The sequence below is a fragment of the Pseudomonas sp. NPDC087804 genome (assembly GCF_044742965.1).
In the GTDB taxonomy this organism is placed as follows: domain Bacteria; phylum Pseudomonadota; class Gammaproteobacteria; order Pseudomonadales; family Pseudomonadaceae; genus Aquipseudomonas; species Aquipseudomonas rustica.
Genome location: NZ_JBIUVN010000003.1, coordinates 67,211 through 85,698, shown reverse-complemented (window position 1 = coordinate 85,698; position 18,488 = coordinate 67,211). Strand labels below are relative to the sequence as shown.

Sequence of the window (18,488 nt, the reverse complement as noted above, 5' to 3'; positions counted from 1 at the left end):
CTTCCGGGGAGCACACGAGATGTCGCTGTCTGAACATTACAAGGATGCAGACCGATTATGCACCTGAGAAAACGCGACGGCGCGCTGGATCTGCTCAAGTGGCTGGCGCTGCTGAGCATGTTGCTCGATCACCTGCGATATGTCGGGTTCTCCGCCGATTGGCTGTACGTGCCGGGGCGGCTGGCGTTTCCATGGTTTTGCCTGGCGATGGCGGCGAATCTTTCCCGTGATGGTTCGCGGAAGATGGAGTGGCGCTATCTGGGGTGGTTGTTGCTGTTCAGTGCGGTGAGTGAGATTCCGTATCGGTTGTACATTCCGGAGCCGGATACGTTGAATGTGATGCCGACGCTGGCGTTGGGGCTGCTGGTGGCGCGGGGGTGGCAGGATCCATCGGTGATGTCGCGATTGCTCGGTGTTGCTGCACTGGTGCTGGCGATGGTTTTCCCGGAGCGGCTGATGTTCGGGTTCTTCGGTGTTTTGTTGCCGCTGGCGATGCTGCTGGTGTTTCGTCGGCCGTGGTATTTCAGCCTGTTGCCGGGATTGGTATGTCTGGCGGCCAATCAGTGGCAGGTGCTGTATGAGTCGGCGAGGTTTGGCAGTAGCGTGGCCATTCTTGGGATTGCCGCGTGTCTGTTTGCGCCAGTGCTCGGAATGTTCCTGTTGCGACATGTGCGACATCTGCAGCCACCGCCAATGCGTCGCTGGGCTTACGCCCTTTATCCCGCGCATTTCCTCCTATTGCTCGCCGTCCGCCAGTTGCTCGCCTAACCCCGGTAGGAGCTGCCGAAGGCTGCGATCTTTTGATCTTGAAAATCAAAGTCAAAAGATCGCAGCCTTCGGCAGCTCCTACAGGGGGATGCATTCTTTGGGTCATTTCCAGCCATGTCGTAAACGCACCTTTGCGTGGCGTCCGCAGGCATTTGAGCTGTCTGCGCCGGTCATACCATCGGCATCAAAGGGCACTGCCGTGATTGCCGGTGCCTTACCGAGACGAATGGCGCACAGATGCCGCTGGGAGAGACGCGATGTTCAGCAAGCAAGACCAGATCCAGGGTTACGACGATGCACTGCTGGCGGCGATGAATGCCGAGGAGCAACGTCAGGAAGATCACATCGAGCTGATCGCGTCAGAGAACTACACCAGCAAACGCGTGATGGAAGCGCAAGGCAGCGGCCTCACCAACAAATACGCCGAAGGCTATCCGGGCAAGCGCTACTACGGCGGTTGTGAGCACGTCGATAAAGTCGAAGCACTGGCCATCGAACGCGCCAAGCAACTTTTCGGCGCCGATTACGCCAACGTCCAGCCGCACTCCGGTTCGTCGGCCAACAGCGCCGTCTACCTCGCGCTGATCCAGCCGGGCGACACCATTCTCGGCATGAGCCTGGCCCACGGCGGTCACCTGACCCACGGCGCCAAAGTGTCGTCCTCGGGCAAGCTCTACAACGCTGTGCAGTACGGCATCAACACCGACACCGGGCTGATCGATTACGACGAAGTCGAGCGTCTCGCCGTCGAATCCAAGCCGAAAATGATCGTCGCCGGTTTCTCCGCTTACTCGAAGACCCTCGACTTCCCGCGCTTCCGTCAGATCGCTGACAAGGTCGGCGCGCTGCTGTTCGTCGACATGGCCCACGTCGCCGGTCTGGTTGCCGCGGGTCTGTACCCGAACCCGCTGCCGTACGCTGACGTGGTCACCACCACCACCCACAAAACCCTGCGCGGCCCACGTGGCGGCTTGATCCTGGCCAAGTCCAACGAAGAGATCGAGAAGAAGCTCAACGCTGCCGTGTTCCCCGGCGCTCAGGGCGGCCCGCTGATGCACGTCATCGCCGGTAAAGCCGTGTGCTTCAAGGAAGCGTTGGAGCCAGGCTTCAAGGCTTATCAGCAACAAGTGATCGACAACGCTCAGGCGATGGCCAGCGTGTTTATCAAACGTGGCTACGATGTAGTGTCCGGCGGTACCGACAACCATTTGTTCCTGGTCAGCCTGATCCGTCAGGGCCTGACCGGTAAAGACGCCGACGCCGCCCTTGGCCGTGCACACATCACCGTCAACAAGAACGCGGTGCCGAACGATCCGCAATCGCCGTTCGTGACCTCGGGCCTGCGCATCGGCACCCCGGCCGTCACTACGCGCGGTTTCAAGGTGACCCAGTGCGAAGTGTTGGCTGGCTGGATCTGCGACATCCTCGACAACCTCGGTGATGCCGATGTCGAGGCCAATGTTGCCCAGCAAGTGTCGGCCCTGTGCGCAGACTTCCCGGTTTATCGCTGAGTGTTCTGGAGTAACTGACTATGCAACGCTATTCGGGCTTCGGCCTCTTCAAACACTCCCTCAGCCACCACGAAAACTGGCAGCGCATGTGGCGCACACCGACGCCGAAAAAGGTCTACGACGTGGTCATCGTCGGCGGCGGCGGGCACGGTCTGGCGACTGCTTACTATCTGGCCAAAGAGCACGGCATCACCAATGTTGCCGTGGTCGAGAAGGGCTGGCTGGGCGGCGGTAACACCGCGCGCAACACCACCATCGTCCGCTCCAACTACCTGTGGGACGAGTCGGCGCACCTCTACGAACATGCGATGAAATTGTGGGAAGGCCTGTCGCAGGATCTCAACTACAACGTGATGTTCTCCCAGCGTGGTGTCTACAACCTGTGCCACACCCTGCAGGACATTCGTGATTCCGAGCGTCGGGTCAGCGCCAACCGCCTCAACGGCGTCGATGGCGAGCTGCTCAACGCCAAGCAAGTGGCTGACGAGATTCCGTACCTCGACTGCTCGAAAAACACCCGCTACCCGGTGATGGGTGCGACCGTTCAGCGTCGCGGCGGCGTCGCCCGTCACGACGCCGTGGCCTGGGGCTTTGCCCGTGCCGCCGACGCCTTGGGCGTGGACTTGATCCAGCAGACCGAAGTGATCGGCTTCCGCAAGGAAAACGGCGTGTGCATCGGCGTTGAAACCAACAAGGGTTTTATCGGCGCCAAACGTGTTGGCGTGGTCACCGCTGGTAACTCCGGGCACATGGCCAAACTCGCCGGTTTCCGTCTGCCGATCGAATCCCACCCGCTGCAAGCGCTGGTGTCCGAGCCGATCAAGCCGATTATCGACAGCGTGATCATGTCCAACGCCGTGCACGGTTACATCAGCCCGTCCGACTAGGGCGACCTGGTGATCGGCGCCGGTATCGACGGCTACAACGGCTACGGCCAGCGCGGTTCGTACCCGGTGATCGAGCACACCATTCAGGCCATCGTCGAGATGTTCCCGGTGTTGTCCCGCGTACGCATGAACCGCCAGTGGGGCGGCATCGTCGACACCACCCCGGACGCTTGCCCGATCATTTCGAAAACCCCGGTACCGAACATGTTCTTCAACTGCGGTTGGGGCACCGGTGGCTTCAAGGCAACGCCTGGCTCGGGCAACGTGTTTGCCGCGAGTCTGGCCAAGGGTGAAATGCACCCGTTGGCCGCACCTTTCTCCATCGACCGTTTCCACAACGGTGCGTTGATCGATGAACACGGCGCTGCTGCGGTTGCCCACTAACAGGAGAAATCCCCATGTTGCATATCTTCTGTCCTCACTGCGGCGAACTGCGCTCCGAAGAGGAATTCCACGCATCCGGTCAGGCGCACATTCCGCGCCCGCTCGACCCTGGCGCCTGCACCGACGAGGAGTGGGGCGACTACATGTTCTTCCGCGACAACCCGCGCGGTCTGCACCACGAACTGTGGGATCACGTCGCCGGTTGCCGCCAGTACTTCAACGTCACCCGCGATACCGTGACTTACGAGATTCTCGAAACCTACAAGATCGGCACCAAGCCGCAATTCACCGACAAGACTGATACGGCGAAAACAGCCACGACGGCGCTGGGAGAGAAGGTATGAGCCAGACCAATCGCCTGTCCAACGGTGGACGGATCGACCGCAACAAAGTGCTGAGCTTCACCTTCAACGGTCAGAGCTACAAAGGCTTCGAGGGTGACTCGCTGGCCGCCGCGCTGATCGCCAACGGCGTCGACATCATCGGCCGCAGCTTCAAGTATTCGCGTCCTCGCGGCATCTTTGCTGCCGGTGCCGAAGAGCCGAATGCGGTGCTGCAGATCGGCGCGACCGAAGCCACGCAGATCCCCAACGTGCGCGCCACGCAACAGGCGCTGTATCAAGGTCTGGTCGCGACCAGCACCAACGGCTGGCCGAGCGTCAACAATGACATGATGGGCATTCTCGGCAAGGTCGGCGGCAAGCTGATGCCGCCGGGTTTCTACTACAAAACCTTCATGTACCCGCAATCGTTCTGGATGACCTACGAGAAGTACATTCGCAAGGCTGCCGGTCTTGGCCGCTCGCCGACCGAAGTCGATCCGGACACCTACGACTACATGAACCAGCATTGCGACGTGCTGATCGTCGGCGCTGGCCCGGCCGGTCTCGCCGCTGCCTTGGCCGCTGCGCGCAGCGGTGCCCGAGTGATTCTGGCCGATGAGCAGGAGGAGTTCGGTGGCAGTCTGCTCGACTCGCGTGAAAGCCTCGACGGCAAACCGGCGATGGAATGGGTCGCCAGCGTCATCACCGAATTGAAGAACACCCCGGACGTGCTGCTGTTGCCGCGCGCCACGGTCAACGGTTACCACGACCACAACTTCCTGACCATTCACGAACGCCTTACCGATCACCTCGGTGACCGCGCGCCAATTGGCCAGGTGCGCCAGCGTATTCACCGGGTTCGCGCCAAGCGTGTCGTGCTGGCGACCGGTGCCTGCGAGCGTCCGCTGGTTTACGGCAACAACGATGTGCCGGGCAACATGCTTGCCGGTGCGGTGTCGACTTACGTGCGCCGTTATGGCGTGGCGCCGGGCAAGAAACTGGTGCTGTCGACCAACAACGATCACGCCTATCGCGTGGCGCTGGACTGGCTCGATGCCAGTCTGCAAGTGGTCGCCATCGCCGATGCGCGCAGCAATCCGCGTGGTGCGCTGGTGGAAGAGGCGCGTGCCAAAGGCATTCGGATTCTCACTGGCAGTGCCGTGATCGAGGCCCGTGGCAGCAAGCGCGTCACCGCTGCTCGCGTTGCTGCGATCGATGTCAAAGCGCACGCCGTGACCAGTCCGGGCGAGTGGCTCGATTGCGATGTGGTTGCCAGTTCCGGCGGTTACAGCCCTATCGTCCACTTGGCTTCGCACCTCGGTGGCAAGCCGACCTGGCGTGAAGACATCCTCGGTTTCGTACCGGGCGAAGCACCGCAGAAGCGTGTGTGCGTCGGTGGTATCAACGGTGTTTACGGTCTCGGCGATTCGCTGGCTGACGGTTTTGAAGGTGGCGTGCGCGCTGCCAGTGAAGCCGGTTTCGCTGCGGTCGAAGGCACCTTGCCGAAAGCCCTCAGCCGTCATGAAGAACCGACGCTGGCGCTGTTTCAGGTGCCGCATGAAAAGAACACCGCACGGGCGCCGAAGCAATTCGTCGACCTGCAGAACGACGTCACCGCTGCAGCGATTGAGCTGGCAACTCGCGAAGGTTTCGAGTCGGTCGAGCACGTCAAACGCTACACCGCGCTGGGCTTCGGCACCGATCAGGGCAAGCTCGGCAACGTCAACGGTCTGGCCATCGCCGCCCGTTCGCTGAACGTGACCATCCCGCAGATGGGCACCACGATGTTCCGCCCGAACTACACGCCGGTGACTTTCGGCGCCGTGGCCGGTCGTCACTGTGGGCACATCTTCGAGCCGGTGCGTCACACCGCGCTGCACGCCTGGCATGTGAAGAACGGCGCCGAGTTTGAAGACGTCGGTCAGTGGAAACGCCCATGGTACTTCCCGAAAAACGGTGAAGACCTGCACACCGCGGTGAAGCGCGAATGCAAAGCCGTGCGCGACAGCGTCGGCCTGCTCGACGCCTCGACCCTCGGCAAGATCGACATTCAAGGCCCGGATGCCCGCGAGTTTCTTAACCGCGTGTACACCAACGCCTGGACCAAGCTCGACGTGGGCAAGGCTCGCTACGGTCTGATGTGCAAAGAAGACGGCATGGTCTTCGACGACGGTGTCACGGCGTGTCTGGCCGACAACCATTTCGTCATGACCACCACCACCGGCGGCGCGGCTCGCGTACTGCAATGGCTGGAGCTTTACCACCAGACCGAATGGCCGGACATGAAGGTTTACTTCACCTCCGTCACCGACCACTGGGCGACCATGACCCTGTCCGGGCCGAACAGCCGCCAGCTGCTCAGCGCCGTGACCGACATTGATCTGAGCAACGAAGCGTTCCCGTTCATGACCTGGAAAGAAGGTCTGGTCGGCGGCGTGCCGGCGCGGGTCTTCCGCATCTCGTTCACCGGTGAGCTGTCGTACGAAGTCAACGTGCAGGCCGACTATGCGATGGGCGTGCTGGAGAAAATCGTCGAGGCCGGCAAGCAGTACAACCTGACCCCGTACGGCACTGAAACCATGCACGTTCTGCGTGCCGAGAAGGGTTTCATCATCGTTGGTCAGGACACTGACGGTTCGATGACCCCGGACGACTTGAACATGGGCTGGTGCGTGGGTCGCACCAAACCGTTCTCGTGGATCGGCCAGCGTGGCATGAACCGTGAAGACTGCGTGAAAGATCAGCGTAAGCAACTGGTCGGTCTGAAGCCGATCGATCCGAACGTGTGGCTGCCGGAAGGTGCGCAGTTGGTGTTCAACACCAAACAGGCGATTCCGATGACCATGGTCGGCCACGTGACCTCCAGTTACGCGCACAACTCCCTCGGTTATTCGTTTGCCATGGGTGTGGTCAAGGGCGGTCTGAAGCGTCTCGGTGAGCGGGTGTTTGCACCGCTGGCCGATGGCAGCGTGATCGAGGCGGAAATTGTTTCTTCGGTGTTCTTCGATCCGAAGGGTGATCGGCAGAACATCTGACAGACCGAGTCGCGGCCTTCGCGAGCAAGCCCGCTCCCACAGGGGAATGCATTCCAAATGTGGGAGCGGGCTTGCTCGCGAAGGCGTCAGTAGATTCATCACAGAATTCAGGAAGGTGCTTTATGACCACAGCCAACGTGTACCAACAACGCCCAACCACCGGGGCCAAGGCCGAGTCGTCGCTGCACCATGCCGACCTCGCCAGCCTGGTCGGCAAGGGCCGCAAAAACGCCGGCGTGATCGTGCGTGAAAAGAAACTCCTCGGCCACCTGACCATTCGTGGCGATGGCCACGATGCCGCGTTCGCCGCCGGTGTCCACAAGGCCCTGGGCATCGAACTGCCCGGCGCGCTGAGCGTCATCGTCAAAGGCGAAACCAGCCTGCAATGGATGGGCCCGGACGAGTGGCTGCTGATCGTGCCTAGCGGTGAAGAGTTCGCCGCCGAACAGAAACTGCGTGAAGCGCTGGGCGATCTGCACGTTGCGATCGTCAACGTCAGCGGCGGCCAGCAAGTGCTCGAACTGAGCGGGCCGAACGTGCGTCAGGTGCTGATGAAGTCGACCAGCTACGACGTGCACCCGAACAGTTTTCCGGTGGGTAAAGCGGTCGGCACGGTGTTCGCCAAGTCGCAGCTGATGATTCGGCATACGGCTGAGGACACTTGGGAATTGCTCATTCGTCGCAGTTTTTCGGATTACTGGTGGTTGTGGTTGCAGGATGCATCGGCTGAGTACGGCCTCAGCGTCCAGGCCTGATAGATCAAGAGCCACCCCCTCACCCCAGCCCTCTCCCCCAGGGGGGAGAGGGGGAAAGGGAGCCGATCTCGGGTGTTTTTGCGATCTGCATTCACCTTCAGATTTTCAGGTCGGCGTAGCTCGAAAGAACACCTCGGTCAGTCCCCTCTCCCTCTGGGAGAGGGCTAGGGTGAGGGAAAAACCTGACACCCCGCACAAGAACAGGAGTCACCGCACCATGAGCCGCGCCCCAGACACATGGATTCTGACCGCCGACTGCCCCAGCGTCCTCGGCACCGTGGACGCGGTCACGCGTTTTCTGTTCGAGCAGGGTTGCTACGTCACCGAGCACCATTCGTTCGATGACCGCCTCTCCGGGCGCTTTTTCATTCGCGTGGAATTCCGTCAGCCCGACGGCTTCGACGAGCAATCCTTCCGCGCCGGTCTCGCTGAACGCGGCCAGGCCTTCGGCATGATCTTCGAACTGACCGCGCCGAACTACCGGCCAAAAGTAGTGATCATGGTTTCTAAGGCCGATCACTGTCTCAACGACTTGCTCTACCGCCAGCGCATCGGCCAATTGTCGATGGACGTCGCGGCGGTGGTCTCCAATCACCCTGACCTCAAGCCGCTGGCCGACTGGCACCAGATTCCCTACTACCATTTCCCCCTCGACCCCAACGACAAGCCGTCGCAGGAGCGTCAGGTGTGGCAGGTGATCGAAGAGTCCGGCGCTGAACTGGTGATTCTCGCCCGCTACATGCAGGTGCTGTCGCCGGAGTTGTGCCGCAAGCTCGATGGCAAGGCGATCAACATTCATCACTCGCTGCTGCCCGGTTTCAAGGGCGCCAAGCCGTATCACCAGGCTTATAACAAGGGCGTGAAACTGGTCGGCGCGACGGCGCATTACATCAATAACGATCTGGATGAAGGGCCGATCATTGCCCAGGGCGTCGAGGCAGTGGATCACAGTCATTACCCTGAGGATCTGATTGCCAAGGGGCGCGATATTGAAGGCCTGACACTGGCGCGAGCAGTGGGGTATCACATTGAGCGGAGGGTGTTTCTCAACGCCAATCGTACGGTCGTTCTTTAGATCGCTAAAAGATCGCAGCCTTCGGCAGCTCCTACAGGAGGGTGCGATTCATGTAGGAGCTGCCGAAGGCTGCGATCTTTTGATTTACCGAGCACTTAACGCGCTGCCTGCCTGGGCAACGCGGTTCCATAAAAACAACAGCGAGGTGAAAGCATGTCTGGCAATCGTGGTGTGGTGTATCTCGGCGCGGGCAAGGTCGAAGTACAGAAAATCGACTATCCGAAAATGCAGGACCCGCGCGGTCGCAAGATCGAGCACGGGGTCATTCTCAAAGTGGTTTCCACCAACATCTGCGGCTCCGACCAACACATGGTGCGCGGCCGTACCACGGCGCAGACCGGTCTGGTGCTGGGCCACGAGATCACCGGCGAGGTGATCGAAAAAGGCTCCGACGTCGAAAACCTGAAAATCGGTGATCTGGTCTCCGTACCGTTCAACGTTGCCTGCGGGCGCTGCCGTTCCTGCAAGGAGCAACACACCGGTGTCTGCCTGACCGTCAACCCGGCCCGTGCCGGCGGCGCTTACGGTTATGTCGACATGGGCGACTGGACCGGTGGCCAGGCCGAATACGTGCTGGTGCCGTACGCCGACTTCAACCTGCTGAAACTGCCGGATCGCGACAAGGCCATGGAGAAAATCCGCGACCTGACCTGCCTCTCCGACATCCTCCCGACCGGTTACCACGGCGCGGTCACTGCCGGCGTTGGCCCGGGCAGTACCGTGTACATTGCCGGCGCTGGCCCGGTCGGTCTGGCCGCTGCCGCTTCCGCACGTCTGTTGGGCGCTGCGGTGGTGATCATCGGCGACGTCAATACCATCCGTTTGGCCCACGCCAAGGCGCAAGGTTTTGAAATCGTCGACCTGTCGAAAGATGCACCGCTGCACGAACAGATCGCCGCGCTGCTCGGCGAGCCGGAAGTCGACTGCGCGGTGGACTGCGTCGGCTTCGAAGCCCGCGGCCACGGCCACGACGGCGCGAAATCGGAAGCCCCGGCCACCGTGCTCAACTCGCTGATGGGCGTGGTGCGCGTAGCGGGCAAAATCGGTATCCCGGGCCTGTACGTCACCGAGGATCCGGGTGCTGTGGACGCCGCTGCAAAAATGGGCAGCCTGAGCATTCGCTTCGGTCTGGGCTGGGCCAAGTCGCACAGCTTCCACACCGGCCAGACCCCAGTGATGAAGTACAACCGCCAGTTGATGCAGGCGATCATGTGGGATCGCATCAACATCGCCGAAGTGGTGGGTGTGCAGGTGATCAGTCTGGATCAGGCGCCGGAAGGGTATGGCGAGTTCGATGCGGGCGTGCCGAAGAAGTTTGTGATTGATCCGCATAAGTTGTTCAGTGCGGCGTAAGTAAAAAAGGGCGACTTTCGGGTCGCCTTTTTTTAGATCAAAAGATCGCAGCCTTCGGCAGCTCCTACATTGATCCGTGTAGGAGCTGCCGAAGGCTGCGATCTTTTGATCTTATGCAGTCAGAGTGCCGCCAAGGCCCCTTGATACAGCACCGGCCCCGTCGGCTGCCCGGTCGGCGAACCACCCTTAGGCTCCAGACTCACCGCCAACGCAATCGGCTGCCCGATCAAAACCTTCTGCGCCTCGCTCAACTCAACCTTGCCTTTACCCCCCGCCGGAATCACCCCCAGCGAAATCGGTTTGCCATCGGCGGGAATTGCCCACAGTTCCAGACTGCGATCCGCATCAACCGCCGCCAGCGTCAGCGGCTCGACCAGCAAATAATCCTCATGCGCCTCAACTTTCAGCGCCGGTTGCGCACTGGCCGTCAACAGCGTCGCGGTGTACCGAGCATCATCACGGTTGTACAGCGAACCGAGGAACACCAGCACAACAATTGAACAGACCGCCGCCATAGCGCGAAGCCAGTTCCAGAACGGACGCTTCTCGGGCACATGCAGCACTTGCGGTTCGATGCGCGCGGTGATGCCTTGCCACACGCGATCGGGCACCGGATGTTCCGGCAGGGATTCGGTAAGGCTCACCAGCGTTTCCTGCCATTGCGCCACTTCCGCTCGCAACGCCGCGTCGTCCAGCAGCAACTGCTCAAACCGTCGCCGCGCAGGCGCCGACATCAGACCGATCGCGTAATCGGCTGCGAGCGCGCGGCGCAGGGCAGGGGTCTGGTAGTTCATGATTCAAGGCACCGGCGCAGGCGTTCCATGCCTCGGCGGATCCACGACTTCACCGAGCCCAGCGGCGCGGCCAAATGCTCGGCGAGTTCCGAGCAGGACAAGCCGTGAAAGTAGGCGACGGTGATCGATTGGCGCTGCATGCCTTCGAGGGTTTCCAGGCAGCGGTTGAGTGCGTGAGCCTCACGGGCGCTGCTCAATTGATCGTGGGCCGAGGGGCTTTCGTCCTGCAGGGCGTCCTGTTCGAGGTCGGTCAGCGGCCGGTCGCGGTGTTTGCGCAACTGGTCGATGGCCTGATTGCGGGTGATGTTGATCATCCAGGTCATCGGCGCCGACAGATGCGATTCGTAGCGCGAGGCGTTGTTCCAGATCCGTACGAAGGCTTCCTGCAACACTTCTTCGGCCAGATCCGCGCGACCCATGAAACGCAGGGCCACGCCGTGCAGGCGCGGGCCGACGCTGCGGTACAAGGTTTCGAAGGCGCGCCGATCACCCAGTGAACACTGGGCCAACAGCTGCCTTAGCTGATCGGTCTCGGCGGCGGAAATAACGACTCTCCAGGCAATGGATGGGCGACGAGGGCTAGACTCGGGCTGTTCACAGGCTAGTTCAGCGACAGCGGTTGTGCCATTCATCGCGACAATTCCAGGGTTTCACGATTCATATACGTGAGACGGGGGAAAATGGATGCTCTGCACCGGAACATGCCGGCGTATCCTCGGTCAAACCGGCAGTTTCGCTGCCCATTGACGGGTAGTTTTCACAGCGCAAGAGGATGTCTGAATGAAGATTTCACGCGGTTTTGCCTTGGCATCACTCATGACCCTGGCGGCGAGCCCGGCGTTTGCCGGTTTCAGTCTGGACGACGTCACCAAGGCCGCTGCCAGCATGCAGGGCGGCAACGCTGCCACTGCCGCAGCGCCGACCTCGGAAACGGCCGGTTTGCTGCAAGCCGTCACCGGTCTGGGGGTTACGCCACAACAAGCCGTCGGCGGCACCAGCGCCATGTTGGGTCTCGCCAAGAACCAATTGAGCAGCACTGATTATTCGCAGTTGGCCAAAGAAGTGCCGGGCATCGACAAGCTGTCGGGCGGTAGCGGCAACCTGGCGGCGTTGAGCGGGTTGCTGGGTCAGTCCGGCAAATCCGCCGGTCTGGAAAATGCCTTGGGTAACGTCAAGGACACCAATGACCTGAACAACGCGTTTGGTGCGTTGGGCATGGACAGCGGCATGGTCGGCCAGTTTGCCCCGGTGCTGCTCAAGTACCTGGGTGACCAAGGCGTTGGCGGTTCGCTGCTGACCAGCCTGGGCAGCATCTGGGGCGTCGGCACCGGTAGCTGAGTCAGCGCCGCTCGTCGCGCAGTTCGGCGATGCGCTGATCCTTCTCGTTCCAGAGCTGGTTGACCCAGCTCTGGACGGTCTGGCGAAACGCCGGATCATTTTCGTAATCGCCCTGCCACAGCGCCGGGTCGAGTTCGCGGGTCTTGATGTCGATGATGACTCTCGGCACGTTGCCGCTGATCAAATCCCAGAATCCTGGAATCCGTGCCTGTGGATAAACCACCGTCACATCGAGGATCGCATCCAGCTGTTCACCCATCGCCGCCAACACAAACGCCACGCCGCCGGCCTTGGGCTTGAGCAAATGGCTGAACGGTGATTGCTGTTCGGCGCTTTTCGCCGCCGTGTAGCGCGTGCCTTCCAGATAATTCACCACGGTTACCGGCTGACGCTTGAACAGCTCGCAGGCCTGTTTGGTGATTTCCAGATCCTTGCCCGCCAGCTCCGGGTTCTTCGCCAGAAACGCCTTGGTGTAGCGCTTCATGAACGGGTAATCCAGCGCCCACCACGCCAGTCCCAGAAACGGTACCCAGATCAGTTCTTTCTTGAGGAAGAATTTGAAGAATGGCGTGCGCCGGTTCAGTGTCTGGATCAGCGCCGGAATGTCGACCCACGATTGGTGGTTGCTGATCACCAGATACGACGTGTCGCCGCGCAAACCTTCGCCGCCGCGAATGTCCCATTGGGTGGGGATGCACAGGCGGAAAATCAGCTTGTCGATTTCGGCCCAAGTCTCGGCAATCCACATCACCGCCCCCGACGCGTAGTCGCGCCAACGGCCCGGCGCGACCAGTTTTAGCAGGGCAAACACCAGCAACGGCCCGATCAGGATCAGGGTGTTGAGCAACAGCAGCAGGGTGACGAAACAGCCGGTGAGCAGGCGGCGCATAAGCAACTCTATGACGTGGGTTGGGCGCGTCATGATAAGCAGCTTCGCGCGGCAGGCCAAATCGGCGCTGACGAATGTTTCACTTTTGGGGCGGTATGCTGAAGGCTAGATGTGTGCTGAATGTGCTGGCCTCTTCGCGAGCAGGCTCGCTCCCACAGGGGAATGCATTTCAAAATGTGGGAGCGAGCCTGCTCGCGAAAGCGATTTCATGACGAACGAATTACTTACCGGGTGTCTAAAATCTCGCGTCTGCCGCCCTCATTTTCCAAGGAAGCCCCTTACGTGAAATCCCTCCTTGCACTGTTTGCCCTCGTCGCCCTGCCGGTCATGGCCGCCGAGCCGACCCTGTACGGGCGCTACGAATACATCGCGCTGCCGGAAATCGGCGGTGAAGTGCTCAAGGCCAAGATGGACACCGGCGCGCTGACCGCCTCGCTGTCGGCCAAGGACATCGAAACCTTCACCCGCGACGGCGAAGACTGGGTGCGTTTCCGCCTCGGCACCAAAGACGCCAGCAACAAAGTCTACGAACACAAAGTCGCGCGGATCAGCAAAATCAAAAGCCGTTCGGACGAAGAGGACGAGGGTGAAAGCACCGAAGTCGCCAAACGCCCGGTGGTCGATCTGGAGCTGTGCCTGGGCGACGTCAAGCGTACCGTTGAGGTCAACCTGACCGACCGCAGCAACTTCAATTACCCGTTGCTGATCGGTGCTAAAGCCTTGCGTGAATTCGGCGCTGCGGTAAACCCGGCACGTCGCTTCACCGCTGACAAACCTGACTGCTGAGCCAAGTGGTCTCATTGACGTGACGTCAGGCTTGGGGCACCGTTCGCGCACTCAACCACGGGCTCGGATGCCATGCCTCATATCCTGATTGTCGAAGACGAAGCGGCGATTGCCGACACGCTGATTTTCGCCCTGCAAGGCGAGGGGTTCGCCACCACGTGGCTGAGCCTCGGCGCGGCGGCGCTGGAACATCAGCGGCAGACGCCGGCCGATCTGATCATCCTCGACATCGGCCTGCCGGACATCAGCGGCTTCGAGACCTGCAAACAGCTGCGACGTTTCAGCGAAGTGCCGGTGCTGTTCCTCAGCGCTCGCGATGCCGAGATTGATCGTGTGGTCGGGCTGGAGATTGGTGCCGACGACTACGTGGTCAAGCCGTTCAGCCCTCGGGAAGTGGCGGCGCGGGTCAAAGCGATCCTCAAACGCATGGCGCCGCGTCCGCCGATTGAAGCCACTTCGGCGCTGTTTCGTATCGACCCCGAACGCGTACAAATCATCTATCGCGGCCAGACGTTAAGCCTGACCCGCCACGAATTCCGTCTGCTGCAATGCCTGCTCGAACAACCCGAACGGGTGTTCAGCCGCGAGCAATTGCTCGATGCGCTGGGCGTCGCGGCCGATGCCGGTTACGAACGCAGCATCGACAGCCATATCAAAAGCGTGCGCGCCAAACTGCGGCTGGTGCGCGCCGAAGCCGAACCGATCCAGACCCATCGCGGCCTCGGTTACAGCTACAGCCCGGGGCACAGCTGATGTCGTTGGGGCTGCGGATTTTTCTGGTGTACGTGCTGTTTATCGGCCTGACCGGTTATTTCGTGCTCAACACGGTGATGGAAGAAATTCGCCCCGGCGTGCGCCAGTCCACCGAAGAAACCCTCGTTGATACCGCGAATTTGATGGCGGAAATACTTCGTGACGATTTCAAGGCCGGCACCCTCAGCGAAAATCGCTGGCCCGAATTGCTCCGCGCTTATGGTGATCGCCAGCCGCAAGCGACGATCTGGGGCTTGCCGAAAAATCAGGTCAATCACCGTATCTATGTGACCGACGCCAAAGGCATCGTTGTGCTCGATTCCAGCGGCGTTGCGGTGGGTCAGGATTACTCGCGCTGGAACGACGTCTACCTGACCTTGCGCGGAGAATACGGCGCGCGTTCGACCCGCAGCGATCCGAACGACGCGAGCTCGTCGGTGATGCATGTCGGCGCGCCGATCCGCGATAACGGCAAGATCATCGGCGTGGTCACCGTGGCCAAACCCAACAGCTCATTGCAGCCTTACGTTGATCGCACCGAGCGACGTTTGCTGTTTTACGGCGCCGGTTTGATCGGCCTCGGCCTGTTGTTTGGCGCGCTGCTGTCGTGGTGGCTGAGTCGTGCGCTGCATCGCTTGACCGGTTATGCCCAAGCCGTCAGCGAAGGGCGCCGCGTGGAGGTGCCGCACTATCGCGGTGGCGAACTGGAGCAGCTCGCCACCGCCGTGGAACAGATGCGCACGCAACTGGAAGGCAAGGCCTACGTCGAGCGTTACGTGCATACGTTGACCCATGAACTGAAAAGTCCGTTGGCGGCGATTCGTGGCGCGGCGGAATTGCTGCAAGGCGACATGCCGCCGATCCAGCGCCTGCGCTTTGTCGGCAACATCGACAGCGAAAGTGCGCGGATGCAGCAGCTGATCGAGCGGTTGTTGAACCTGGCGCAGGTCGAACAACGGCAAGGCCTGGAAGAGCGGGTGGCGGTGCCGTTGGCGGTGTTGGTGGATGAGTTGTTGCAAGCCCAGGCAGCGCGAATTGAAGGCAAGCAGTTGCGAATCGAGCAGACGATTGCGGCGGATCTGTTGTTGATGGGCGAGCCGTTTCTGTTGCGTCAGGCGCTGGGTAATCTGTTGGAGAATGCGCTGGATTTCACCCCGAAGCATGGGCTTTTGCGTTTCAGTGCCGAGCGGGTTGATGAGCAGATTGAATTTCGTTTGTTCAATGAAACAGCGGCGATTCCCGGTTACGCGCTGCCGCGATTGACCGAGCGTTTTTACTCGCTGCCGCGCCCGGACAGTGGCCGCAAGAGCACGGGGCTTGGGCTTAATTTTGTTGAAGAAGTGGTGAAGTTGCATGGTGGTTCGATGAGCATTCGCAACGTTGAGGGCGGCGTTGAGGTGACATTGCGCTTGTCTTGAGACCGAGGCGCGGCCATCGCGAGCAGGCTCACTCCTACAGATTGGAATGCGATCAACTGTAGGAGTGAGCCTGCTCGCGATGGGGGCATTGAAGTCTCCACACAATCTCCACATTCCCCCCACAAAACCCCCACACCCCATCCCCAGACTCCCCCCATCAAAACAGGGAGAGTCCCATGAACAAGAATCTGACCATCAAGCTCGGCGCCATCGCGCTGCTGATCCTGCTATTGCTGATCCCGCTGTTGATGATCGACGGCGTCATCGACGAGCGCCAACAGCTGCGCGACGGCGTGCTCGAAGACATCGCCCGCAGTTCCAGTTACAGCCAGCAGGTCAGCGGCCCGGTAATGGTGGTGCCGTATCGCAAAGTGGTGCGCACGTGGAAAACCAACGAAAAAACCAATAAGCGTTACCAGGAAATCGGCGAAGAGCGCGGGCGTTTGTACTTTCTGCCCGAGCGTTTTGAGCTGGACGGCCAGGTGCAGACCGAACTGCGTAAACGCGGGATCTACGAGGCGCGACTGTTCCATGCCGACAACCGTATCAATGGCCATTTCTCACTGCCGGCGCAGTTGGGCATCAAGGAAGATTTCGCGGACTACCAGTTTGACGCGCCGTTTCTCGCCGTCGGCATCAGCGACATTCGCGGCATCGAAAACGCCCTGAAACTTGAACTTGATGGTCAGCGTCTGGACTTTGTTCCGGGCACGGAAGTGGCCTGGCTCGGCGAGGGTGTACGAGTCACGCTGCCGACGCTGGATACCAGCAAAACCACCGAGCTGGCGTTCGCCTTCGATCTGCAACTGCAGGGCACCGGTTCGTTGCGCGTGCTGCCGGTGGGCAAGACCAGCAGTGTCAGCCTCGGCGCGAATTGGCCGCATCCGAGCTTCATCGGTAACTTCCTGCCGGCCAAACGCGAGATCAATGATCAGGGTTTCACGGCCGATTGGCAGACCTCGTTTTTCTCCACCAACCTGCAGGAAGCAATGCATCGCTGTGTGAGGGGCGATTGCGAGGCATTCAACAGCCGCAGCTTTGGCGTGAGTTTCATCGACCCGGTGGATCAGTACCTGAAGAGTGATCGGGCGATCAAATATGCGTTGCTGTTTATCGTCCTGACGTTCGCCGGTTTCTTTCTCTTCGAAGTACTGAAAAGTCTCGCGGTGCACCCGGTGCAATACGCGTTGGTCGGTGTCGCGTTGGCGTTTTTCTATCTGTTGCTGCTGTCGCTGTCGGAGCACATCGGTTTTGCCCTGGCGTATTTGCTGTCGGCCAGTGCTTGTGTGTTGCTGATCGGCTTTTACGTCTGCCACGTGCTGCGCAGCGTGCACCATGGCTTGAGTTTTTCGGCGGGGTTGGCGGCGTTGTATGGGCTGCTTTATGGGCTGTTGAGCGCGGAGGATTACGCGCTGTTGATGGGCTCGTTGCTGCTGTTCGGCTTGCTCGGTGTGTTTATGGTGCTGACGCGCAAACTGGATTGGTACGGGATCGGGCAGAAGCCGGCCAAACCGTTGGAGTTTGATATCGGGGTGGTGGAATGAGCCGGTCGCTGGGGTTGCGTGAGGATCAGCTGTGGAAGGATGGGTTAGTGACGCGGATTATTGGATTTCTGCCTGTGGAACCGAGGTGGTGCATTCGCGAGCAGGCTCGCTCCCACATTGAATTTTTGTTGCTGCAACCATGGCATGAACAACACAAATCAACTGTGGGAGTGAGCCTGCTCGCGAAGAGGCCGGAGCAGGCACCCAAAAACTAAGGCTTGGGCATCGTCGCAATCATGGACGGTCGCTGACTCACTTCAAAAAACCAGTTAGCCAGTTGCGGATTAGCCTCGCGCCAGCCCAGGTCGGGGAAGCGCAGATCCAGGTAACCCAGCGCACTGGCCACGCTGATCGCGGCCACATCGAAGTGGCTGGTCAGCTCGGCAATCGCATCGTGCTCCAACAGATTCAGCGCACGACGGATCTTCTCGCGTTGCGCCTCGAGCCATTCATCCCAGTGTTTTTCCGGGGCGCGCAGGACTTGTTCGTAACGCACCATCACCGAGGCGTCCATGATCCCGTCGGCCAGCGAGGCGAGGGTCAGACGGCGCCAGCGGGCCGAGCCTTCGCGCGGGATCAGCGGGTTGCCGACGTGCTGGTGGTCGAGGTATTCGAGGATCACGCGGCTGTCATGGATGACCGTGCCGTCGGCCAGGCGCAGGGCCGGGATTTTTCCTAGCGGGTTGTCGGCATTGAGCTCGGCGCTCGGGCTGACCGGGGAGAGCACGCAGTCTTGCAGGGCAACGCGATCCTGCTGACCGGTTTCGTGGAGCAAGACCATTACTTTGCGCACGAACGGGGAGAGGGTGTTGTGGTACAGGGTCATGCTGGGGGTGGACATTGGCAGGGTCTCGATCAGAATGGTGAACGGGCAG

The 18,488-nt window shown here is 60.6% G+C and carries 16 protein-coding genes and 1 pseudogene; 13 read left to right on the top strand and 4 right to left on the bottom strand.

Annotation, left to right across the window (positions count from 1 at the left end):
- The first annotated feature begins 57 nt into the window (after positions 1 to 57).
- From ACIOMO_RS09110 to fdhA, 8 genes and pseudogenes are all read left to right on the top strand, one after another.
- The gene (locus tag ACIOMO_RS09110) at positions 58 to 768 is read left to right on the top strand and encodes a TraX family protein (RefSeq protein WP_401240085.1); all 711 of its coding nucleotides are present in this window, start codon (positions 58 to 60) and stop codon (positions 766 to 768) included.
- 257 nt (positions 769 to 1,025) lie between these two features.
- A complete protein-coding gene (locus tag ACIOMO_RS09105; protein WP_008086924.1) occupies positions 1,026 to 2,279 on the top strand; it encodes a serine hydroxymethyltransferase in 1,254 nt (417 codons plus the stop codon).
- Between the two features lie 20 nt (positions 2,280 to 2,299).
- Positions 2,300 to 3,550 (top strand): annotated as a pseudogene (locus ACIOMO_RS09100) (sarcosine oxidase subunit beta family protein).
- A gap of 14 nt (positions 3,551 to 3,564) precedes the next feature.
- Positions 3,565 to 3,894 (top strand): sarcosine oxidase subunit delta, encoded by a 330-nt coding sequence (locus ACIOMO_RS09095; RefSeq protein ID WP_401240082.1) that lies wholly within the window; start codon positions 3,565 to 3,567, stop codon positions 3,892 to 3,894.
- Positions 3,891 to 6,908: a sarcosine oxidase subunit alpha gene (locus ACIOMO_RS09090; protein ID WP_401240080.1), complete on the top strand. Its 3,018-nt coding sequence runs from the start codon at positions 3,891 to 3,893 to the stop codon at positions 6,906 to 6,908. The genes ACIOMO_RS09095 and ACIOMO_RS09090 overlap by 4 nt, the downstream gene beginning before the upstream one ends.
- 122 nt (positions 6,909 to 7,030) lie before the next feature.
- On the top strand, positions 7,031 to 7,663 hold the full coding sequence (locus tag ACIOMO_RS09085) for a sarcosine oxidase subunit gamma (RefSeq protein ID WP_401240077.1): 633 nt from the start codon (positions 7,031 to 7,033) through the stop codon (positions 7,661 to 7,663).
- 217 nt (positions 7,664 to 7,880) lie between these two features.
- Positions 7,881 to 8,738 (top strand): formyltetrahydrofolate deformylase, encoded by an 858-nt coding sequence (purU, locus tag ACIOMO_RS09080; protein ID WP_008086918.1) that lies wholly within the window; start codon positions 7,881 to 7,883, stop codon positions 8,736 to 8,738.
- A 153-nt stretch (positions 8,739 to 8,891) separates the two neighbouring features.
- Positions 8,892 to 10,091 carry a formaldehyde dehydrogenase, glutathione-independent gene (gene fdhA, locus ACIOMO_RS09075; RefSeq protein WP_008086916.1) on the top strand — a complete coding sequence of 400 codons (1,200 nt, stop codon included), beginning with the start codon at positions 8,892 to 8,894 and terminating at the stop codon, positions 10,089 to 10,091.
- A 119-nt stretch (positions 10,092 to 10,210) separates the two neighbouring features.
- On the opposite strand, the gene ACIOMO_RS09070 is transcribed toward fdhA, so the two are convergent.
- Together ACIOMO_RS09070 and ACIOMO_RS09065 are read right to left on the bottom strand one after the other, a co-directional pair.
- Complete coding sequence (locus tag ACIOMO_RS09070; protein ID WP_401240074.1) at positions 10,211 to 10,885, bottom strand: anti-sigma factor domain-containing protein; 675 nt, start codon at positions 10,883 to 10,885, stop codon at positions 10,211 to 10,213.
- Positions 10,882 to 11,517, bottom strand: a complete 636-nt coding sequence (locus ACIOMO_RS09065; protein ID WP_401240071.1) for a sigma-70 family RNA polymerase sigma factor — start codon at positions 11,515 to 11,517, stop codon at positions 10,882 to 10,884. Before ACIOMO_RS09065 ends, ACIOMO_RS09070 begins: the two co-directional genes overlap by 4 nt.
- Before the next feature lie 148 nt (positions 11,518 to 11,665).
- On the opposite strand from ACIOMO_RS09065, the gene ACIOMO_RS09060 reads away from it, so the two are divergent.
- On the top strand, positions 11,666 to 12,223 hold the full coding sequence (locus tag ACIOMO_RS09060; protein ID WP_212545026.1) for a DUF2780 domain-containing protein: 558 nt from the start codon (positions 11,666 to 11,668) through the stop codon (positions 12,221 to 12,223).
- Between the two features lies 1 nt (position 12,224).
- Here ACIOMO_RS09060 and ACIOMO_RS09055 read toward each other — a convergent pair whose 3' ends face one another.
- The gene (locus ACIOMO_RS09055) at positions 12,225 to 13,112 is read right to left on the bottom strand and encodes an acyltransferase (RefSeq protein ID WP_282358363.1); all 888 of its coding nucleotides are present in this window, start codon (positions 13,110 to 13,112) and stop codon (positions 12,225 to 12,227) included.
- A gap of 282 nt (positions 13,113 to 13,394) precedes the next feature.
- Here ACIOMO_RS09055 and ACIOMO_RS09050 point away from each other — a divergent pair, with 282 nt between their 5' ends.
- The 4 genes from ACIOMO_RS09050 (at position 13,395) to creD (ending at position 17,613) form a co-directional block, all read left to right on the top strand.
- Positions 13,395 to 13,898, top strand: a complete 504-nt coding sequence (locus tag ACIOMO_RS09050; protein WP_053124525.1) for an ATP-dependent zinc protease — start codon at positions 13,395 to 13,397, stop codon at positions 13,896 to 13,898.
- A 72-nt stretch (positions 13,899 to 13,970) separates the two neighbouring features.
- On the top strand, positions 13,971 to 14,651 hold the full coding sequence (creB, locus tag ACIOMO_RS09045; protein ID WP_400648720.1) for a two-component system response regulator CreB: 681 nt from the start codon (positions 13,971 to 13,973) through the stop codon (positions 14,649 to 14,651).
- On the top strand, positions 14,651 to 16,069 hold the full coding sequence (gene creC, locus ACIOMO_RS09040; RefSeq protein WP_401240066.1) for a two-component system sensor histidine kinase CreC: 1,419 nt from the start codon (positions 14,651 to 14,653) through the stop codon (positions 16,067 to 16,069). The genes creB and creC overlap by 1 nt, the downstream gene beginning before the upstream one ends.
- A gap of 176 nt (positions 16,070 to 16,245) precedes the next feature.
- Complete coding sequence (gene creD / locus ACIOMO_RS09035) at positions 16,246 to 17,613, top strand: cell envelope integrity protein CreD (protein WP_401240064.1); 1,368 nt, start codon at positions 16,246 to 16,248, stop codon at positions 17,611 to 17,613.
- 211 nt (positions 17,614 to 17,824) lie between these two features.
- On the opposite strand, the gene ACIOMO_RS09030 is transcribed toward creD, so the two are convergent.
- Positions 17,825 to 18,454: a glutathione S-transferase gene (locus ACIOMO_RS09030; RefSeq protein ID WP_401240061.1), complete on the bottom strand. Its 630-nt coding sequence runs from the start codon at positions 18,452 to 18,454 to the stop codon at positions 17,825 to 17,827.
- Positions 18,455 to 18,488: the final 34 nt, after the last annotated feature.